Source organism: Streptomyces sp. NPDC127068 (assembly GCF_042724695.1).
Lineage (GTDB): Bacteria > Actinomycetota > Actinomycetes > Streptomycetales > Streptomycetaceae > Streptomyces.
The window spans coordinates 89,303-107,766 of sequence record NZ_JBHXEN010000023.1; the positions used below are offsets into that span (position 1 = coordinate 89,303).

The following is an 18,464-nucleotide window of genomic DNA, read 5'->3' on the forward strand; positions in this document are numbered from 1 at the left end:
CGTCCCCCGCGCCCCCCGCCCGCCCGCCCCGCCCGGGGCCCCCCCCCGTCGGCCCCCCCCCCACGTCCGCGGGCGCGCGCTACGCCCGGGCCCGTCCGGCCGTCAGTCGCGGCGCCGGTCCACCGCCCGGCCGCGCTCCCCGAGGGACACCTCGTCCGCCGCCCGGGTGCCCTCGTGCCAGCCCGCCTCGTCCGTCACGCCCCGCAACCGGGTACTGGTGGTCCGCGGGAACAACCGCTCCGCGTGGTCGGTCACGGCCACCTCGCGGGCCGCGAGCACCGGCAGGGAGTCCGGCACCGTGGCGGTGACCCGGCGGGCGGTCACCGTGAGGCGGTCGCCCACCCGGTGGGCGTAGGCGGCGAGGAAGGACTGCCGGAAGGTCTTCGTCCGCTTCCGCCCGGCGGCCCGCTGCCCGGCCTCCGCACGGGTCATCGCCGTCGTCCCCTGGACCAGCAGCGAGGTGTACAGCAGCTCGACCGCGTCCAGGTCGGAGGCGAAGCCGACCACCGTGGAGAAACCCAGCTCGGCGTTCCACACGGCACGGCAGTGGTTGGCCGTGGCGACGGTGTCCAGCAGCACGGCCTTCGCCGTCTCGTACGGGGCGTCCACCCCGATCCGACAGGCCCCGGGCGCCGTCTTCGCCCGGGTGCGGGACGCCAACAGGGCCTCGTCCACGCTGTGCCGCGCCATGAGTTCCTGGGCCTTCGCACTGAGGGCCTCCGCCTCTTCGGGGAACGTCGTCGCCTCCGCCTTCGCCAGCAGCGCCCTGATCCGCCCCAGCGCCTTCGGCTCCCCGGCCACGGGGGCGGGCAGCGGGTCGCCGGGGACGGGCCCGACCGGCTCGATCGCGGGCAGCCGCAGCAGCAACCGGTACAGCTCCAGGACGGCGGTGGCCCACGAGAAGCGGTCCGGGTGGTCGCGGAGCGAACGCGCGGCCCCGGCCACCGGCTCCGCCCCCGCGCCGTCCGCCTCGTCCAGGGCGCTCAGCTGCTCGTCCCAGCGCGGCGGCAGGCGTGCGTAGCGGGTGGTCTCGCCCCGCACGAGGCGGACCGCGAGGCGCACGTGCGGCTCGTCCAACTCCCGGCGCACCCACCGCACCACATCGGCCGGCTGCCAGCCGCGCCGCCAGGCACCGCCGATGAACTCCCGCCCCCGGCGCACGAGTTCGGGGTCGGCGTCCGGGGCGGCGGCGAGCAGCGAGGCCCCGGCGTCCAGCCCGGCGTCCCCGTCGACGTACAGGGCCGCAGCGAACGCCCGGCCGACCACGTCACCGTCCGCGTCGCCGCCCGGTCCGGCGCCCCGGCCCCGTGCGCCGCCGGTCGCCGAACCGTCGCCGCGGCCCGCGGGTCGACCCCGGGACCGGTCGCGTCCCGTCGTCATCGACGCGCCCCCGCCGTGCGCTGGACCATCGCGGTACCTCCTTCTGGCGGTCGTCCCGGTCGCGACCGCTCACCAGGATGGTCGCAGCCACGACGGCCGAACCCTCGCCCGCTCCTCCTTCCGGAAAGTTATCCACACCCTGTGGACAGCCCTCTCCCGTCGACACCCTGTGTCATCCGTGCTGTCAGTGGGGGGTGCCAGAATCGAAACGTGATCGAACGGTGGGCCCTGGCGCCGACCGAGGACGGCGGCGCGGAGCTGGTCCTCCTCGGTGACGACGGGCTGCCCGCCGCCGACCCCGTGCGCGAACCGGACCTCGTGACCGCCGTACGGTCGCGCCCTTCGGTGACCCGGTGGATCTGGCGTTCGACCACCGAGGTCCACCCCCGGCTCCTCGCCGCCGGGGTGCACGTGCCCCGGTGCTACGACATCGAGACCGCCGAAGCGCTGCTCCTCGGGCACGAGGGCCGCCTCGGCGAACCCCGCTCGGCCGCCGCGGCCTGGGCCCGGCTGCACGACCACCCCGTCCCGCCCGACCCCCCGCAACGCTCGGCGGAACCCGGCGCGCAGTCCTCGCTGTTCGAACCGCGGCCGGCGCCCCTGCCGCTGACGGCCCTCCTGGAGGTGTACGCCGAGCAGCAGCGCCGCCACGCCGCCACCGCCCACCCGGACCGGATGCGCCTGCTCACCGCGGCCGAGTCGGCGGGGACGCTGGTCGCCTCCGAGATGAACGCGACGGGACTGCCCTGGCGCGCCGACGTCCACCGCGAGGTGCTGCACGAACTGCTCGGCGAGCGGTACGCGGGCGGGGAGCCGCGGCGCCTGGCCGAGCTGGCGGACGAGGTGTCGGCCGCGTTCGGGCACCGGGTGCGCCCCGACCTCCCGGCGGACGTGGTGAAGGCGTTCGCCCGGGCGGGCACGAAGGTGCGGTCCACCCGCCGCTGGGAGTTGGAGGAGATCGACCACCCCGCGGTGCGGCCCCTCCTCGCGTACAAGAAGCTGTACCGCATCCATGTGGCGCACGGCTGGTCGTGGCTGGCGGACTGGGTGCGCGACGGCCGGTTCCGCCCCGAGTACCTGCCCGGCGGCACGGTCACCGGCCGCTGGGTCACCAACGGCGGCGGCGCGCTCCAGATCCCCAAGGTGATCCGCCGTGCCGCGGTCGCCGACCCCGGCTGGCGCCTGGTGGTGGCCGACGCCGACCAGATGGAGCCCCGGGTGCTGGCCGCGATCTCCCGCGACCCCGGTCTGATGGAGGTCGCCGGCCGGCCCACCGACCTGTACCAGGAGGTGTCGGAGCGGGCCTTCGCCGGCGACCGCGAACAGGCGAAGCTCGCCGTCCTCGGCGCGATCTACGGCCAAACCTCGGGCGACGGCCTGAAGAACCTCGCCGCGCTGCGCCGCCGGTTCCCGAAGGCGGTGGAGTACGTGGACCAGGCGGCCCGCGCCGGCGAGGAGGGCCGCCTCGTCCGCACCTGGCTGGGCCGGACCTGTCCCCCCGCGGCGGGCTCCGCAGACGCGGACCTGGAGGAGGCGGGCCTGCCCCAACCCGTGGACGGCGCCGAGCCGACCACCGGGGGCGGCGAGTTCACCCCCGGCTACGCCTCGCCCCACACCCGCGCCCGGGGCCGCTTCACCCGCAACTTCGTGGTCCAGGGCAGCGCGGCGGACTGGACCCTGCTGCTCCTGGCCGCCCTGCGCGCGGCCTGCGCCGACCTCCGGGCCGAGCTGGTGTTCTTCCAGCACGACGAGGTCATCGTGCACTGCCCCGCGGAGGAGGTCCCCCAGGTCACGGCGGCGATCCGGGACGCCGCCGCCACCGCCGCCCACCTCACCTTCGGCCCGACCCCCGTGCGCTTCCCGTTCACCACGGCGGCGGTGGAGTGCTACGCCGACGCGAAGTGACCGGACCCAAGAGCGCGGCCGGCGAATCGTGACAGAGCGCTCATAGGAAACCTCGCCGACCAGCGGAGGGAACAGGCATTCGCCCGGTCGGTGAAAGGTTGTAGGAAAAAAGCGCTTTCTTCGCGTTGCGTTTCTCACGTAAGACACACCTCGACACGCCTCCCGAAGCGCGTGACACGCTCTGATACTTCCGGCAGGGGCAAAAGGTCACGGAAGAGAAACGGTGGAACCGCAGCGGAGGGGGTCCCCCACCGGGTGGGACCCACGGCTTCCTCGGTTCCGCACAACCGTCATGGTGTCCCCGGCATCTCCTCGGGGGGAGAGCGCCGCACAGGACAGCGCAGAGGAGCCAGGCGAGGTATGAACGCGCACCATCGTGGAGGGGCGGACGAGGACGAGTTCGACGCCGCCGACCTGTGGGTACGCAACCCGCAGACCGGCGCGTACGAGCTACGCCTCGACGACGCACAGGAACCACCCGCAGCCCGTGGGGGGCACAGCGGTGCCCAGGCCCCCGACCGACCGCTCCCCGGGCAGCGGGGTCGGCGGCGCAGGAACGACCCGCACGAGGAGCCGGGCGCCCCCTTCGGTGAGCCCGACGACTACGGCGCCCCCTACGAAACCGACCCTGCCGACCGGGGCGGCAGGGGCCGGCGGGGTCGACGCAGCGACGGGGGCGCCGGGGTCGACGCGGACGACCGGCGGTACGACGCCGCCGATGCCGATGCCGAAGCTAACGCCGATGCCGAGGACGACGGTGGCCGGACACGGGCGGGGAATCGTTCCGGCGGCTCCCGCAGCCGCAACCGGTCCCGGTCCCGTTCCGCACAGCCGTCCGCGCCGGGCGGCCGTGACGAGGAGAACACCGCGGAGGCGAGCGGCCGGCGGGGGCGCAAGCCGAAGAAGTCGCGGAAGAAGAAGGTCCTGATGTGGACCGGCGGAATCCTGGGCGTGGTGCTCGTGGGCACCTCCGCCGGCGCCTACTACCTCTACGAGCGGCTCGGCGGCAACATCGACACCGTCGACATCGGGGACGCCGGCAGCGGCAACAAGAAGCTCTCGGGACGCCCGTTGAACATCCTGGTCCTCGGCACCGACAAGCGCACCGGCAAGGGCAACGCCGGTTACGGGGACAAGGGCAGCGCGGGCCACGCCGACACGACGTTCCTGTTCCACGTGGCCGCCGACCGGACGAACGCGACCGCGTTGAGCATCCCCCGCGACCTCATCACCGACATACCGGACTGCCCGACCAAGCAGCCGGACGGGTCCGAGGAGGTCATACCCGGCACCCCGGGCACCCGCTTCAACAACTCCTTCGGACAGGAGGGGCGGGACCCGGGGTGCACCATGCGGACGGTCGCGGAGATCACCGGGCTGAAGCTGGACCACTTCATGATGGTGGACTTCAACGCCGTCAAGACGCTGACCTCCGCGCTCAACGGCGTGGAGGTCTGCCTGGACAAGCCGGTGCGGGACGTGAAGGCCAAGCTCGACCTGGGGGCCGGGTCGCACACCATCGAGGGCGAGGACGCGCTCGCCTTCGTCCGCAGCCGCGCGGGCACCAAGAACGGCAGCGACCTCGACCGCATCGAGATGCAACAGAAGTTCGTGGCCTCGGTGATCCGCAAGGCGAAGAGCGACTTCCTCGACAGCCCGACGAAGATGTTCTCGCTCGCGGACGCCATGACGAAGAACCTCACCGTGGACACCGGCATCGGCACCGTTCCCAAACTCACGGCACTCGCCAAGGAGTTGGGCCGCATCGACCTGAAGAACATCAGCTTCACCACGGTCCCCGTGATCGACAACCCGGCGGAGCCGACCCCGATCACCGTCGTCCTCGACCCCAACCGCGCGCCGCAGATCTTCGACGTCCTCAAGAACGACGTGTCGTTGACGGAGGTCAAGAAGAAGGAGAAGGCCGCCAAGAGCAAGCAGGACGCCGTGTTGAAGGGCCCCCGCGCGAAGCCCTCGGAGATCAGCGTCGACGTGTACAACGGCGGGGAGTTGGTGGGCGCCGCCAGCACCACGGTCACCTGGCTGGTGGACGCGCAGGGCGTGCCCGGCGCGGTCAACAAGAGCAACGCGCCCGCGAAGGCGGCGAAGACGACGTTGGAGTACGCACCCGACCAGGTGGCGCAGGCCCGTGCGGTTGCCGATCTGATGGGGCTTCCCGCGAAGGCCCTCAAGCCGCGGACGGGATCGGACGCGGCCTCGAAGGAACCCATGACGTTGACGCTGGGTGCCGACTTCAAGGGCCCGGGCATCCCGATCAAGCCGTCGAACAAGCCCCCCAAGGGGGTGAAGAAGGTGCAGGGCGACACGAAGATGTGCGCTGCCTAGCACACCGTCCACGAGAACAACAGCGGTGACGCACCCCTCCATCGGGTCGTTGGAAGCGTGTACGCGGTCGGTTCCCCCGCCGATCGCCACGCCCCCACACCACCCTGGGAGATGCCGTTGCTCGGTCCCGCCACGTCCGCGTCGTCCAAGCCGGACGTCAGGAGTTACGCCGCCTCCTACATCGGTTACGCGCTGTTCGCCACCCGCTGGCTCCAAGCCCCCCTGTACTTCGGGCTGGTGGCGGCACAGGGCGTCTACGTCTACAAATTCTTCAACGAACTGTGGCACCTGATCGCCCACATCATGAGCGGGCAGGCCGACGAGACGCACGTCATGCTCGCCGTACTGAAGCTGGTCGACGTCGTGATGATCGCCAACCTGCTCATCATGGTGATCGTCGGCGGGTACGAGACCTTCGTCTCCCGCATCGGTCTCCAGGGCCACCGCGACCAGCCGGAGTGGCTGTCCCACGTCAACTCCAACGTCCTCAAGGTGAAGCTCGCGACCGCCATCGTGGGCATCTCCTCGGTGCACCTGCTCCAGATGTTCGTGGACGTCGCCCACACCTCACAGCACTCGTTGCTGTGGGGGACGGTGATCCACATGGCGTTCATCCTGTCGGCGGCGATCCTCGCCTACATGTCGGGCCCGATGGAGTCCCACAGCCGCCAGGACCCCGGGCACGACGACGGCGGTGACCTCGGCTACGGCGACGACCACGGGCCGGGCGACGGGGACGTGCGGCGCCGGGCCCACCCCCGCAAGACCTACGGGAAGCGCCCGACGCTGGCGGACCACACCAGGCCCGTCGAACCGGTGGCGGACGACGCCCCCGGCCCCTCCGACCCGTCCCCATGGACGGTCCGGCAGACCGGTCCGGACGCGCCGACGGCCGGCGGCCACCCGGAGGACGCCCACACCGTCCGCCCGTCGGTCCCGGCCCGCCGGAACACCATCCCCCCGCAGGGTTCCCCCCGCGACCGCGCGGACGTGCCCGTCCCCGCCACCGCGGAGGACCGCATCCACGCCGCCGGTTTCCCCTCCCGCAAGACGCTGGAGGACTTCGCCGGTGACCAACAGCGGCCCCAAGAACGGAAGACGATCGCCCGGCTGGGCGCCCTCGGCTTCGTGGACGACCGTGCCAACGCGGTGTTCCTCGGCCCGCCCGGCACCGGCAAGACCCACCTCGCCGTCGCCCTCGGCGTGCGGGCCTGCCGCGCGGGGCACGCGGTGCTGTTCGCCACCGGCGCGGAGTGGGCCGCCCGGCTCGCCGCCGCTCGTTCCGCGGGACGGCTCACCGAGGAGATCGCCCGCCTCGACCGGTACCCGGTGATCGTCGTGGACGAGATCGGGTACGTGTCGTTCACCCCGGACGAGACGCAGTTGCTGTTCCGGCTGGTCTCCCACCGGTACGAACGGACGTCCGTCGTCGTCACCAGCGACAAGCCGTTCGCCCGCTGGACGGAGGTCTTCGGGGACACCCCCGTGACCACCGCCCTGCTGGACCGGCTGGTCCACCACGCCGAGGTCGTCACCCTCCAGGGCGGCAGCTACCGCACCCGGGGCCACGACCGGCCGGCGGCGTTCCACGCGGAAGGCCGCTGACCGGCCGGGCCGCCGCGCCCGGCCGCCCCCGGAACGGAACCGGAACCGTACGGACCCGGAACCGCACGGAACCGGAACCGCCGGTCACCCGCCCGGGGGCACTCCACCGTCCGCTGCACGTGCCGCCAGGACGGCGGCCTCCGTCTCCTCGGCGACCAGGTCGTGGTGGAGTTCGAAGGCCGCCGCGGCGCCCGCGCCCGCCGCCATCACCAGGAGGGCCCGCGGGTCGACGGCGTTGCCGACCGCCCACACCCCGGGCACCGCGGTCCGGCCGGACGGCCCGACCGGGACCCGTCCCTCCTCGTCCCGGACGCAGCCGAGCCGGGTGAGCAGTTCGTCCCGCGGCACCATGCGGGGGAAGACGAAGACCGCCGTCCGCGGCACCGCCCGGCCGTCCGCCAGTTCCACCCCGGACAGTCGCCCGTCCTCGGAGGTCAGGGCCTTGACCTCGCCCGCCACGATGCGCACCCCGCGTGCGTCCAGCCGTTCCCGGTCGTCCTCGGACAGCCGCAGGGTGTGCGCGAACAGCACCACGTCCGGGGACCACTGGCGCACCAACAGCGCCTGGGCGACGGCGCCCTGCCCCGTACCGAGGACCCCGAGGGGTTGGTCACGCACCTCGTGGGCGTGGCAGTAGGGGCAGTGCAGCACCCCGGCGCCCCAGTGCTCCCGCACCCCGGGGAGCTCGGGCAGTTCGTCGCGCAGCCCGGTGGCGACGAGGACCCGGCGGGCGAGCAGCACCGCGCCGCCGTCCAGCCGGACCACGAACCCGGGCTCGACGTGTTCGACCCGGCCGCGGAGCAGCTCCGCCCCGTACCCGGCGACCTCCGCCCGCCCCAGGGCGAGGAGTTCCGCGGGGGGCGTGCCGTCGCGGGTGAGGAATCCGTGCACGTGCCCCGCCGGTGCGTTGCGCGGCTCCCCCGCGTCGACCACGGCGACCCGGCGGCGGGCCCGGGCCAGGACCAGCGCGGCGCTCAACCCGGCCGCCCCGCCCCCGACGACCACCACGTCGTACGCGCCCTGACCGGTCGGCCCCGCACCGGTCGTCTTCCCCGTGTCGTCCCTCGTGTCGCCCATCGCGATCACCTCCACCGGCAGCCTGCGCCGGGAGTCCCGGTACGGGCAAACAATGTTGCCGTTTCCGCGAAAAATGATCGGGGCGGTCGGTCAGGGGGCGGGGGTCGCCGGGGCGGTCCTGCGCACCGAACCCATGGCCCGGGTCACGGTGATCTCGATGACGACCCGCTGGGGGTTGACCCGGGGGGTCCGGTAGCGCTCGGCGTACCGGGCCTCCGCCTCCGCGACGGACTCCGGATCGTCGCGGACCACGGCCGGCCCCTCCAGCGTCGACCAGCGACGCCCGTCCACCTGGCCGACGGAGGCCCGCGCACCGGGCCCGGCGGCGAGCACGTTGCGCACCTTGCGGCTGGTGGCGCTGGAGATCACCCGGGCGATGCCGGCGTCGGGGTCGTAGGTCACGCCCACCGGCACCAGGTGGTGCGAACCGTCGGGGCGGGCGGTCGACAGGAAACCGATGTGCCGCTCCCGCCAGAAGTCGAGGAACTCCGGTGCGTCGTCGGGACGTGGGGTGCGGGGGTCGCCTCCGGACACGGTGGCCGGGGCGGGGACGGGGTCCGGTGCGGACATCGGGTGACTCCCAAGGTGGTGCGGGGTGGCGCAGGGGTACGGGTCGGGTCAGGACTCGGAGGGGTGGACGCTGATCACCTTCCCCTTGACGTCGGCCTTGAGGTATCCGCCGCCGTACTCGTCGGCGAAGTAGACGGACAGGCTCGTCGGGGTGCCGAAGGCGGTGCTGGGCGGGTTGACGACCAGGTAGCGGGAGGTCGGCTCCGCGACCTTGAGGTCCTTCTCCGCACGCTTCAGCAGCGCCGGAACGACGTCCCAGTCGAACTGCCGCAGCGACAACGGACGGTCGCTGCTCGGCAGGGTGCCGCTCGCGGGCAACTTCATCGGGCCCGTGTCGACGCGGTAGAGGTAGCGGTCGAACTTCCGGTCGCTGCCCTTGAGGAGGACGGTGGCGGAGACGTGTTCCGGGTAGACGGTGAGTCCGCCGACCCGGTCGGACCCGGTCTCCTCGCGCAGTTGCGCGAGCGCGAACCGGATGCCGTCGGGGGTGAGCAGGTCCCTGCTCTTCGGCTTCGACTTCCCGTCGGAGGCCGGGGTGCGGGCCGCCCCGGCGGCCGGCGGCTGCGAGGCCGTGGCGGTGCCCCCGGCGGTCGGGGCGCTGCGGGCGGGATCGGCACCGGCGGCGTCGCCGTCGCCGCCCGGTCGGGGCAGGAACTGCCACAACAGGGCGCCCAGGACCAGGGTGCTCAGCGCGGAGGACCCGACCGCGATCCGACGGGAGCGTCGCCGCCGCCGTCCGTCGCGCTCGGGCCCCGTGCCGGTGCCGGTGCTCGTGGGCGGGGTGCCGAGCTGCGGGATGCCGGTCGGGGGCGTGAGCCGGTACGAGGTGGCGGGGCCCTGCACGGTGCCCGTCACCGCAGGCGGCGGGGTCCCGGACGGCCCCGGCCCCGTGCCGTGCACCGGGTACGCCGTGTCCCAGGCGGCGGCGTCGGCGAGCATCCGGTCCACGGTCTCCGGAGCGGGGCGGGCGGCGGGGTCCTTGACCAGCAGGGCGGCCAGTACGGGGGTGAGCGCCCCGGCTCTGGTCGGCGGCGGCAACTGCTCGTTGAGGACCGCGGCGAGCGTCGCGAGGGTGGTGGCCCGGCGCAGCGGGTGGTGGCCCTCGACCGCCACGTACAACATCATCGCCAGCGACCACAGGTCGGAGGCGGATCCCCCGCGCTCGCCGGTGATCCGCTCGGGGGCCATGAAGTCCGGCGTCCCGATGATCGACCCGGTGGCGGTCAGCACCGTCGACTCGCGGATCGCGGCGATGCCGAAGTCGGTGAGGACGGGCCGGCCGTCCGGGCGCAGCAGCACGTTCGCGGGCTTGACGTCCCGGTGCTGGATGCCGACGGCGTGCGCGGCGCGCAGCGCGGCCAGCAGCTCCCGGCCGAGGACGGCCGCTTCGGCGGGCGCCATCGGCCCGCGTTCCAGCCGGTCCTGCAACGAACCGCCGCTCACCAGCTCCATCACGAGCCAGGGGTACGTGGTGTCGCCGCCGTCGACGATGTGGTGGATGGTGACGACGTTCGGGTGCTCGACCCGGGCCAGCGCGCGGGCCTCGCGCAGCACCCGGGCGCGCAGCAGGCGGGCCGCCTCGGGGTCGTACTCGGCGAGGTCCGGGTCCGAGGGTCGCACCTCCTTCAGCGCGACGGCACGGTCGAGGACCAGGTCCCTGGCCCGCCACACCATGCCCATGCCGCCACCGCCGAGCCGGGCCTCCAGCGCGAAACGCCCGTCGATGACCCGTCTTCCGGTATCCCCACCACCGCTCATGGCCCGGAGCATACGAGACGACGGGGCACCGCCCGGCCCGGGTCACCCGCCGATGCGACCGCCGTCCTCGGGCCACACCGCCACGACCGCGGGGCGCACCAGCGTGCCCGGCCCTTCGGGCCAGGTGCTCCCGGGCCGTTCGGCCGTGGCGCCGTCCGTCTCGCCGGGATGCTGGACCGCGACCAGCACCCGGCGTTCCTGGACGACGGGCCCGCAGGTCTCGGCGCCGACCGGGACGGTGAGGAACTGCTTCAGCTCCCCGCGCCGTTCGCCGTGGGTGGCGACCCCGAAGAGGCCGTCGTTGACCCCGAGGTTGTTGCCGTCCGTGGAGATCCACATGTTGCCGTGGGGGTCGAAGGTGAGGTTGTCGGGGCAGGAGATCGGGCTCACCCGGTCCTTGGGGAAGCCCGCGAAGTAGGTGGCCGGGTCCTGCGGGTCCCCGGCGACCAGGAAGAGGCGCCAGACGAACGTGTCGCGGGCCGGGTCGTTCCCGTGCTCGACGAGTTCCAGGATCTGCCCGTGCTTGTTGAGGTGGCGCGGGTTGGCCTCGTCGGCTCCGGGCTTGCCCGGCTTGCCCCGCTCGCTGTTGTTGGTCAGCGCCACGTACACGCGGCCCGTGCGCGGGGAGGGCTGCACGTCCTCGGGGCGGTCCATCTTGGTGGCGCCCACCCGGTCGGCGGCGAGCCGGGTGAACACGTGGACCTCCTCGGCCGTCATCCCCGGGACGTGGGACACGTCGCCGGTGGCGAGCGGTATCCAGGTGCCGGTTCCGTCGAACTCGCCGTCCTGCGGGTGGACTCCGCTGCCGTCGACCTCGCCGGGGCTGTCGCCGGTGAGCCGGGCGACGTAGAGGGTGCCCTCGTCCAGGAGGGTGAGGTTGTGTTCGCGGGCGGCCCGTGAACGGCCCTTGCGCATCCGTTTCGACGAGACGAACTTGTAGAAGTACTCGAACCGTTCGTCGTCGCCGAGGTACACCACGGGCCGACCGTCGTGGGTGAGCCGGGGTTGGGCGCCCTCGTGCTTGAACCGGCCGAGCGCCGTCCTTTTGCGCGGCACCGAGTCGGGGTCGTACGGGTCCAGTTCGACCACCCAGCCGAAGCGGTGGGGCTCGTTGGGCTCCCGGGTGGCGTCGAAGCGTTCGTCGAACCGCTCCCACTTGCGTTCGGTGGCGCCCCGCGGGAGCCCGTACCGCCGGTCCGTCTCGCGGCCCGCGTGGGCGAAGTACATGTGGATGTTCTCCTCGCCGTGCAGGGTGGTGCCCCACGGCGTCTCCCCGCCCGCGCAGTTGTTGAAGGTGCCGAGCACCCGCGTACCGCTCGGGTCGGCCGTGGTCCGCACCAGGGCGGCGCCGGCGGCCGGACCCGTCAGGCGCATCGGCGTCGAGGCGGTGACCCGCCGGTTGAGCCGGTGCCCGAGCACGGGACGCAGCCGGCCCGATCCGCGCTCCTCCTGCACCACGACCACCGACAGGCCGTGCGCCGCCCAGGCGGTCTCCACCTGTTCCCGGGTCGGGTTCTCGGCGTCGTACCCGCGGAACATCAACCACTCGCTGGTGTACTCGTGGTTGGCCACCATGACCTGACGGCCCGGTTCCCCCGGCAGCGGGAGCAGCGAGAGGAAGTCGTTGTTGTAGCCGAACTGGCGGGCCTGGGCGCGCGCCGACTGGCGGTCCGGGTCGAAGTCCGGGACGCCCGGGAAGAGGGGGTCGCCCCACTTGATCACGATGTCCTGCCGGTACCCCGGGGGGACGACCACGGCGTCCCGGGTGTTGGGCTGCACGGGCGTGAACCGCAGCCCGCGCGCCCCGTCCCGTCCTTCGCCGCCGGGGTGGCGGGGCCGGGCGGCGGCCGGGGCCGCCCCGGTCACCGCCCCGGCCCCGACCGCGGCGGCCACCGTCAGCACCGCCGCGCCGCGCACCACCGCGCGCCGGGACACGGCAGCGGCGATCACGTCCCCGGCGTACGCGTTGGCGCTGGTGTTGGGCACCTCCTGGAAGCAGGCGTCACCGCAGCGGTAGCGGCAGGTGAGCGCGGAACGTCCACCCGGGTGCGGGGTGTCGTGGTGCAGCAACGGCAGCGGTCGGTACACGGTTCCTCCTCTGGCGCGGGCGCGCCGGTGGCCGGGTCGAGCGGTTCCGCGGTGCGGACGGGGCGGGGGCGGTGCGGACGGGCGGCGCGGTGTTACAGCAGCGCCGCGCCGAGGACCAGGACGAAGGCGAGCGCGGTGAGGCCCTGGACGAGGGTGGCCGCGGTCTGGGCGCGGTACGCGGTCTTGACGTCCATGCCGGAGAACTGGGAGACGACCCAGAAGTACGAGTCGTTGACGTGGCTGACGACCATCGCCCCCGCGCCGATCGCGAGCACCGCCATGACCTGCCCGATCGGGATCGAGCCGAGCGTCCCGTCGAGCCCCAGCGCCGGCAGCAGCGGCTGGGCCAGGGTGGACGTGATGATCAGCGCGGCGGTGCTGCTGCCCTGCGCGGTCTTGAGGAGCGCGGCGAGACCGAAGAGGACCAGCAGGGCGGTGACCCCGCCGACCGCCGAGCCGTCGCCGATGAGGGACGCGATGTAGTCGGCGATCGGGGTGCCCTTGATGACCGCGCCGAACGCGCCGCCGGCACCGGTGATCACCAGGATCGGGGCGGCGTCGACGAGCCCTTCGGCGACCCAGGTGGTGAGGGCCTTGGCGTCGTACTTCGGCGGCAGCAGCGCCAGGGCGAGCAGAACGCCGATGAGCAGCGCGTTGACGGGTGCCCCGAGGTCGGTGAGGAAGGCCCCGAACGTGCCCTCCACCAGGGTGCCGCCGCCGGACGGGAAGGAGGCGACGGAACCGATCGCCATCAGCGCGATGGGCACCAGGATCGGGGCGAGGGCACGGCCGATGCTGGGCAGGCGCTCGAACTGCTCCTTGTACTCCTCGAAGGTCTGCTCGGCGTCGGGGAGCTTGCTCTTCAGGTCACCGGTGCGGCGCAGCGCCCAGAACAGGCCCGCGCCGGCGGCGACCAGGGAGACGGGGATGCTGAAGAGGATGACCCAGATCAGCCCGTCGGACCCGATGCCCACGTTGCCCGCGGCGGCGATCGGGCCGGGCGTCGGGGGGACGAAGGTGTGCGAGGCGTACAGGCCGGTGGCGAGTGCCGTGCCGAGGACGACCGGGTTCTTGCCCGTCTTGCGGGCGATCGAGCGCTGGAGCGGGGAGAGGACGACGTAACCGGAGTCGCAGAAGACCGGCACCGAGACGACCCAGCCCATGACGGACATGGCGAGGGCGGGGTGCCGCTTGCCTATGACCTTCAGGACCCCTTCGGCGAGGGTGACGGCGGCTCCCGTGCGTTCCAGCACCTTGCCGATGATGGTGCCGAAGAGGATCACCAGTCCGATGCTGGCGAGGATGCCGCCGAAGCCCTCCGCGATGGTGCCGCCGAGGTTGTCGACGAACTTCCGGTCCGCGTCCGTGACCGCGCCGATCCCCATGGCCATCAGGCCGAAGGCGTAGGTCGAGAGCACGATGGAGAGGAAGGGGTGCAGACGGAACTTCCCGCACAGAACGATGATGAGCCCGATGCTCACCGCCAGGGCGGCGAGCAGGGCGGGACCTACGGTGTCCATGGTGCTCCTGCGAGTGGGTGGGGACGAACGGGGACGGGGACGGGACCGGTGGCGGGGCACGGGCCGGTCGGGGAACGCGGGCATGGGGGTGCCCGGGCGGGGGTGCGGGGGGCGTGAAAGGGGCGTACGGGGTGGGGGCCGGTGTCAGGAGGCCCGCAGTCGGACCACCTGTTCGGCCGTGTCGGCCAGCAGCGCGGGGGCGGACCGGGTCATCTCGGCGAGGGTGCGGGGGCCGTCGGCGATGCTGAACGCGGCGGTCAGCCCCAGGTCGTGGAGGGGGGAGAGCGGGGGGACGAGCTGGCCCGCGAGGACCACGGCGGGCGCCCGGTGCTCGGCGGCGAGCCGGGCGACGTGGGAGACCACCTTGCCGCCGGCGCTCTGCCGGTCCAACCGGCCCTCGCCGGTGATCACCAGATCGGCGCCGACGAGGGCGGCCGGGAGTCCGACGGCCGCGGCGACGAGTTCGCAGCCGGGCAGCGCCGCGGCGTCCAGGACGGCCAGCATCCCGCCGCAGGTGCCCCCGGCGGCGCCGGCGCCGGGAAGGTGGTGGACCGAGGTGCCGCACTCCTCGGCGAGGACGTCGGCGAAGCGGGTCAGCGCCCGGTCGAGCAGTTCCACCTCGGCGGGGGTCGCGCCCTTCTGGGGACCGAAGACCGCGGCGGCGCCCTCCGGTCCGACCAGGGGGTTCGTCACGTCGCAGGCGATGCGGAAGCGGGTCGCGCGGACCGCTTCGGACACCGCGTCCAGGTCGATCCGGGCGAGGTCGAGCAGGGCCGCGCCACCGGGCGGCAGCTCCCGTCCGCGGGCGTCCAGGAACCGTGCGCCCAGGGCGCGCAGCAACCCGGTGCCCCCGTCGGTGCTCGCGCTGCCGCCGACGCAGACCAGGACGTCGCGGGCGCCGCGGTGGACGGCGTCGGCGATCAGTTCGCCGGTGCCCGTGGTGTCGGCCCGGAGCGGCGCCAGGCCGTCGGGCGGGAGCAGCGGCAGGCCCGAGGCCGAGGCGAGTTCGACCACGGCCGAGGTGGCGTCGGCGCCCAGCAGGTACCGGGCGGTGACCGGGGCGCCCAGCGGGCCGCTGACGTCCAGCCGGACCTCCTGACCGCCGGTGGCCGCGCCGATGCAGTCGAGGGTGCCCTCCCCGCCGTCCGCCATGGGGATGCGGACCACCTCGGCGTCGGGGGCGGCCCGGAGCACACCGACGCCGATGGCCTCGCACACGGCCGCGGCGGTGAGGGAGCCCTTGAAGGAGTCCGGAGCGATGACGACGCGCAAGAGAAACAGCCCTTCCTTAGGCGTGTTCTGGGGTGTGCCGGAACTCTAGGCACTTCCTCCGCCGGACAGAACTGGCGCGGTGAACGGTCTTTGCCCACGGTTCGGGCCGGCGTTTTGTGCACCGCGCACAATCGCTCACGGACCGGTGGTCCCCGTTCACCCGCGCGGTCGGCCGCCGTCCCCCCGCGGGGTCGCGTCCGGGGCCTCCCGGTCGATTTCCTCGGCGTGCAGGGCGGTCCGGAGCACGAAGGCGTCCCGGAACACCCGGGGGTCCCGCCCGGTCAGCTCGGAGATCCGGCGGAGTCGGTAGGTCAGCGTGTTGCGGTGCACCCGCAGCCGCTCGGCGGCCTCCAGGACCCCGCAGTCCTGGGCGAAGTACACGCGGAGCGTGTGGCGGAGTTCGATGGAGAGGGCGCCGAGCACCCGGTCGGCCGCCGCGGTCCGGTCCGCCCGGTCGAGCCGCGCGAGCAGCACCGGCACTTCGAGGTCCCGCAGGGTGGTGTGCCCGGTGAACCCGGAGCGGAGCGCGAGCCCGGCCCGTGCCACCAGGTCGGCGAGCGCGGTGAAGTCCTGCGCGGAGCCGGCGTCCAGCACCGCCGCGGGCGGGTGCGCCGTGCCCGGTCCGGTCAGCCGGTGCCGCACCGCGGCGGACGCCCCGCTGCCGGCCACCACCCACGTCCGGGCGTCGGCGTCCGGGGCGATCAGCGCCAGCTGCTCGTCCACCTCCAGCAGCCGGTACGGGTCACGGGGTTCCGTCGCCGGCCGGAACGGGCCGCCGCGCACCACGAGGAGCGCGTACGGGGCGCGCAGCCGGCAGCCGCCCAGTTGTTGGCGCTGTTGCCAACTCTGCTCGGTCAGCCGTCCGGCGATCAGGTCCTCCAGCAGCTGGCGGCGCACCTGGTGCCGCCAGCCGGCCTCCCCGAGGAACGCCTCCTGCATGACCATCAGCTCCGCGAGCCGGACGACCGCCCGGGCGATCTCCCCCACGACGGCCGGCTCCCCCTGGACGCCGACGACACCGACGGTCCGGCCGTCGACCGTCAGCGGGAGGTTCACCCCGGCGCGGGTGCCGCCCCACTCCTCGGCCTCGCCGGCGCTCACCGACAGCGGGGCCCCCGTGCGCAGGACCCGCAGGGCCCCGCCGTGCACGGTGCCCACGCGGGAACGGTCGCTGCTGGCGATGATCACGCCGTGCTCGTTCATGACGTTGACCCGGACCCCGAGCCGGGCCACGACGTCGTCGACGATCGCCTGAGCGTTGGACTCTGCAATCATCCGGGGACTCTATAGCGTGCCGGCCGACCGTTCGGGGACCGTTTCGGGAGCCGGGTCCCCTTCGGTGAGGGTGCGGTAGCGCCGGCCCGCGTAGACGAGCGGCCCGTCGACTCCCCCGGTGGGCTCCGCCCGGACGTCGGTCGCCTCGGCGACCACCAGGGTGTGGTCGCCGACCTCGATCCGCCGGGTCACCGCACAGCTGAAGACGGCTGCGCTGCCCGCCAGCTCCGGCCCGCCGCCACCGGGGGACGGCCGGTGCGCCACCCCCGCGAACTCCTCCTCGCCGAACGCGCGGCGCCGGGTGAAGCGGTCGGCCAGGGCGTGTTGCCCGGCGGTGAGGACGTTCACGGTGAAGCGTCCGGTCCGTTCGATGACGCCCTCGGTGCGGCTGCCGCGCTTCAGCGAGATCAGCACGGTGGGCGGGTCGAGCGAGACCGAGAGCAGGGAGTTGACGGTCATGCCGTGCGGTCCCCGGGGGCTCTGGGTGGTGATGACCGCGACGCCCGTCGCCCAGTGCCGCATCGCCGCGCGGAACGCGCCGGGGTCCGCCGCCTCCCCGGGCGCACCGGGACCCGCGGGGTCTACGGGGTCCGCAGGGTCTACGGGGTCCGCGGGCCGGGGCGGGGTCACCACGCGGGGGCCAGCGGCGCGGCGGACTCCAACGCGGGGAAGTGCGGGACGACCTCCGCCACGAGCTGCGCCACCACCTCCGCCGCCGGCCGCCGACCGTGCTGCACGCCGAGGGCGCCGTGGTTGACCCCGGCGGCCTTCCAACGGCCGAGCAGTTCGAGCAGCCCTTCCGTGCCGGTGCGCAGGACGAAGCCGCCGCGCAACGGGGTCGGCGGGTGCTTCGGGTCCTCGACCAGGTCGATCCACTCGTTGGTGGCGACCGGGCGGAACTCCTGCCCGGGGACCAGGTTCCGCCAGGTCTCGATCTTGCGGCCGAGGGCGCGGGGTCCTTCGGCGGTGGCGGTGGCCATCGGATAGACCAGCCAGCCGTCCGCGTGCTCGGCGATCCACTGCGGGGACTGCTGGGAGGAGCCCGTGACCAGCAGCGGTATCCGTCCGTTCACCGGCTTCGGCAGCAGGTGGGCGCCGCCGGGCCCACCCGGCTGCGTCCCTTCCAGCAGCCCGCGGAAGGCGTCGACGGTCTCCCGGTACCGGGCGCCGCGCACCGCGTGGTCCAGGCCGTACGCGGGGAACTCGACCGGGCGGTCGCCGGAGGCCGCACCGAGCACCAGGCGCCCGCCGGAGAGGTGGTCCACCGAGGCCGCCTGCTTGGCCAGGTCGATGGGGTGCCGCAGCGGGAAGACCACGCTGCCGGTGGCGAGGGAGATGCGGGAGGTGTGCGCGGCGATCCAGGTCAGCGCGGTCCACGGGTCGTACACCTGGCCCACGTCACCGAAGGAGGGGTCGGCCAACGGCACGTCCCGGACCCAGGCGGCGGCGAATCCCCCGCGGTCGGCCTGCTGGACGACCTCCGTGTGCCCGCGCAGCGCGGTCATGTCCCCCGCGTACGGCCACAGGGGCAGGAAGAGCCCCACGGTCAGTTCCCCCGGGGCGAACATGCGCCCGTAGCCGGGGTGACCCGCCCATCCGGACGCCGGTGCTGCTGCTGTCATCGTGCTCATCCACTCTCTGGTTGGAACGTTCAGTCCAGAGCGTACG

At 73.8% G+C, this 18,464-nt stretch carries 13 protein-coding genes; 3 read left to right on the plus strand and 10 right to left on the minus strand.

What is annotated here, in order from left to right; translation table 11 throughout:
- Positions 1 to 102: 102 nt before the first annotated feature.
- A complete protein-coding gene (locus tag ACFWIA_RS16800; protein WP_387005205.1) occupies positions 103 to 1,380 on the minus strand; it encodes a DUF2786 domain-containing protein in 1,278 nt (425 codons plus the stop codon).
- Positions 1,381 to 1,590: 210 nt separating this feature from the next.
- Here ACFWIA_RS16800 and ACFWIA_RS16805 point away from each other — a divergent pair, with 210 nt between their 5' ends.
- From ACFWIA_RS16805 to istB, 3 genes are all read left to right on the plus strand, one after another.
- The gene (locus ACFWIA_RS16805) at positions 1,591 to 3,285 is read left to right on the plus strand and encodes a bifunctional 3'-5' exonuclease/DNA polymerase (RefSeq protein WP_387005208.1); all 1,695 of its coding nucleotides are present in this window, start codon (positions 1,591 to 1,593) and stop codon (positions 3,283 to 3,285) included.
- Between the two features lie 360 nt (positions 3,286 to 3,645).
- Positions 3,646 to 5,631, plus strand: a complete 1,986-nt coding sequence (locus ACFWIA_RS16810; RefSeq protein WP_387005211.1) for an LCP family protein — start codon at positions 3,646 to 3,648, stop codon at positions 5,629 to 5,631.
- 111 nt (positions 5,632 to 5,742) lie between these two features.
- Positions 5,743 to 7,236: an IS21-like element helper ATPase IstB gene (gene istB / locus ACFWIA_RS16815; RefSeq protein ID WP_387005212.1), complete on the plus strand. Its 1,494-nt coding sequence runs from the start codon at positions 5,743 to 5,745 to the stop codon at positions 7,234 to 7,236.
- A gap of 84 nt (positions 7,237 to 7,320) precedes the next feature.
- Here istB and ACFWIA_RS16820 read toward each other — a convergent pair whose 3' ends face one another.
- The 9 genes from ACFWIA_RS16820 to ACFWIA_RS16860 form a co-directional block, all read right to left on the minus strand.
- The gene (locus tag ACFWIA_RS16820; RefSeq protein ID WP_387005214.1) at positions 7,321 to 8,313 is read right to left on the minus strand and encodes an NAD(P)/FAD-dependent oxidoreductase; all 993 of its coding nucleotides are present in this window, start codon (positions 8,311 to 8,313) and stop codon (positions 7,321 to 7,323) included.
- A gap of 90 nt (positions 8,314 to 8,403) precedes the next feature.
- The gene (locus ACFWIA_RS16825) at positions 8,404 to 8,883 is read right to left on the minus strand and encodes a pyridoxamine 5'-phosphate oxidase family protein (protein WP_387005217.1); all 480 of its coding nucleotides are present in this window, start codon (positions 8,881 to 8,883) and stop codon (positions 8,404 to 8,406) included.
- A 48-nt stretch (positions 8,884 to 8,931) separates the two neighbouring features.
- Entirely contained in the window at positions 8,932 to 10,641 is a 1,710-nt protein-coding gene (locus tag ACFWIA_RS16830) for a serine/threonine-protein kinase (RefSeq protein WP_387005219.1), read from the minus strand.
- Positions 10,642 to 10,683: 42 nt separating this feature from the next.
- Positions 10,684 to 12,729, minus strand: a complete 2,046-nt coding sequence (locus tag ACFWIA_RS16835; RefSeq protein WP_387005223.1) for a PhoX family protein — start codon at positions 12,727 to 12,729, stop codon at positions 10,684 to 10,686.
- A 92-nt stretch (positions 12,730 to 12,821) separates the two neighbouring features.
- On the minus strand, positions 12,822 to 14,249 hold the full coding sequence (locus tag ACFWIA_RS16840; protein WP_387005226.1) for a GntP family permease: 1,428 nt from the start codon (positions 14,247 to 14,249) through the stop codon (positions 12,822 to 12,824).
- 144 nt (positions 14,250 to 14,393) lie between these two features.
- On the minus strand, positions 14,394 to 15,521 hold the full coding sequence (locus ACFWIA_RS16845) for a glycerate kinase (RefSeq protein ID WP_387005229.1): 1,128 nt from the start codon (positions 15,519 to 15,521) through the stop codon (positions 14,394 to 14,396).
- Positions 15,522 to 15,677: 156 nt separating this feature from the next.
- Positions 15,678 to 16,796, minus strand: a complete 1,119-nt coding sequence (locus ACFWIA_RS16850; protein WP_387005232.1) for a CdaR family transcriptional regulator — start codon at positions 16,794 to 16,796, stop codon at positions 15,678 to 15,680.
- Positions 16,797 to 16,805: 9 nt separating this feature from the next.
- On the minus strand, positions 16,806 to 17,318 hold the full coding sequence (locus tag ACFWIA_RS16855; protein ID WP_387005234.1) for a flavin reductase family protein: 513 nt from the start codon (positions 17,316 to 17,318) through the stop codon (positions 16,806 to 16,808).
- Between the two features lie 104 nt (positions 17,319 to 17,422).
- Positions 17,423 to 18,418 carry an LLM class oxidoreductase gene (locus tag ACFWIA_RS16860; RefSeq protein WP_387005236.1) on the minus strand — a complete coding sequence of 332 codons (996 nt, stop codon included), beginning with the start codon at positions 18,416 to 18,418 and terminating at the stop codon, positions 17,423 to 17,425.
- Between the last annotated feature and the right edge of the window lie 46 nt (positions 18,419 to 18,464).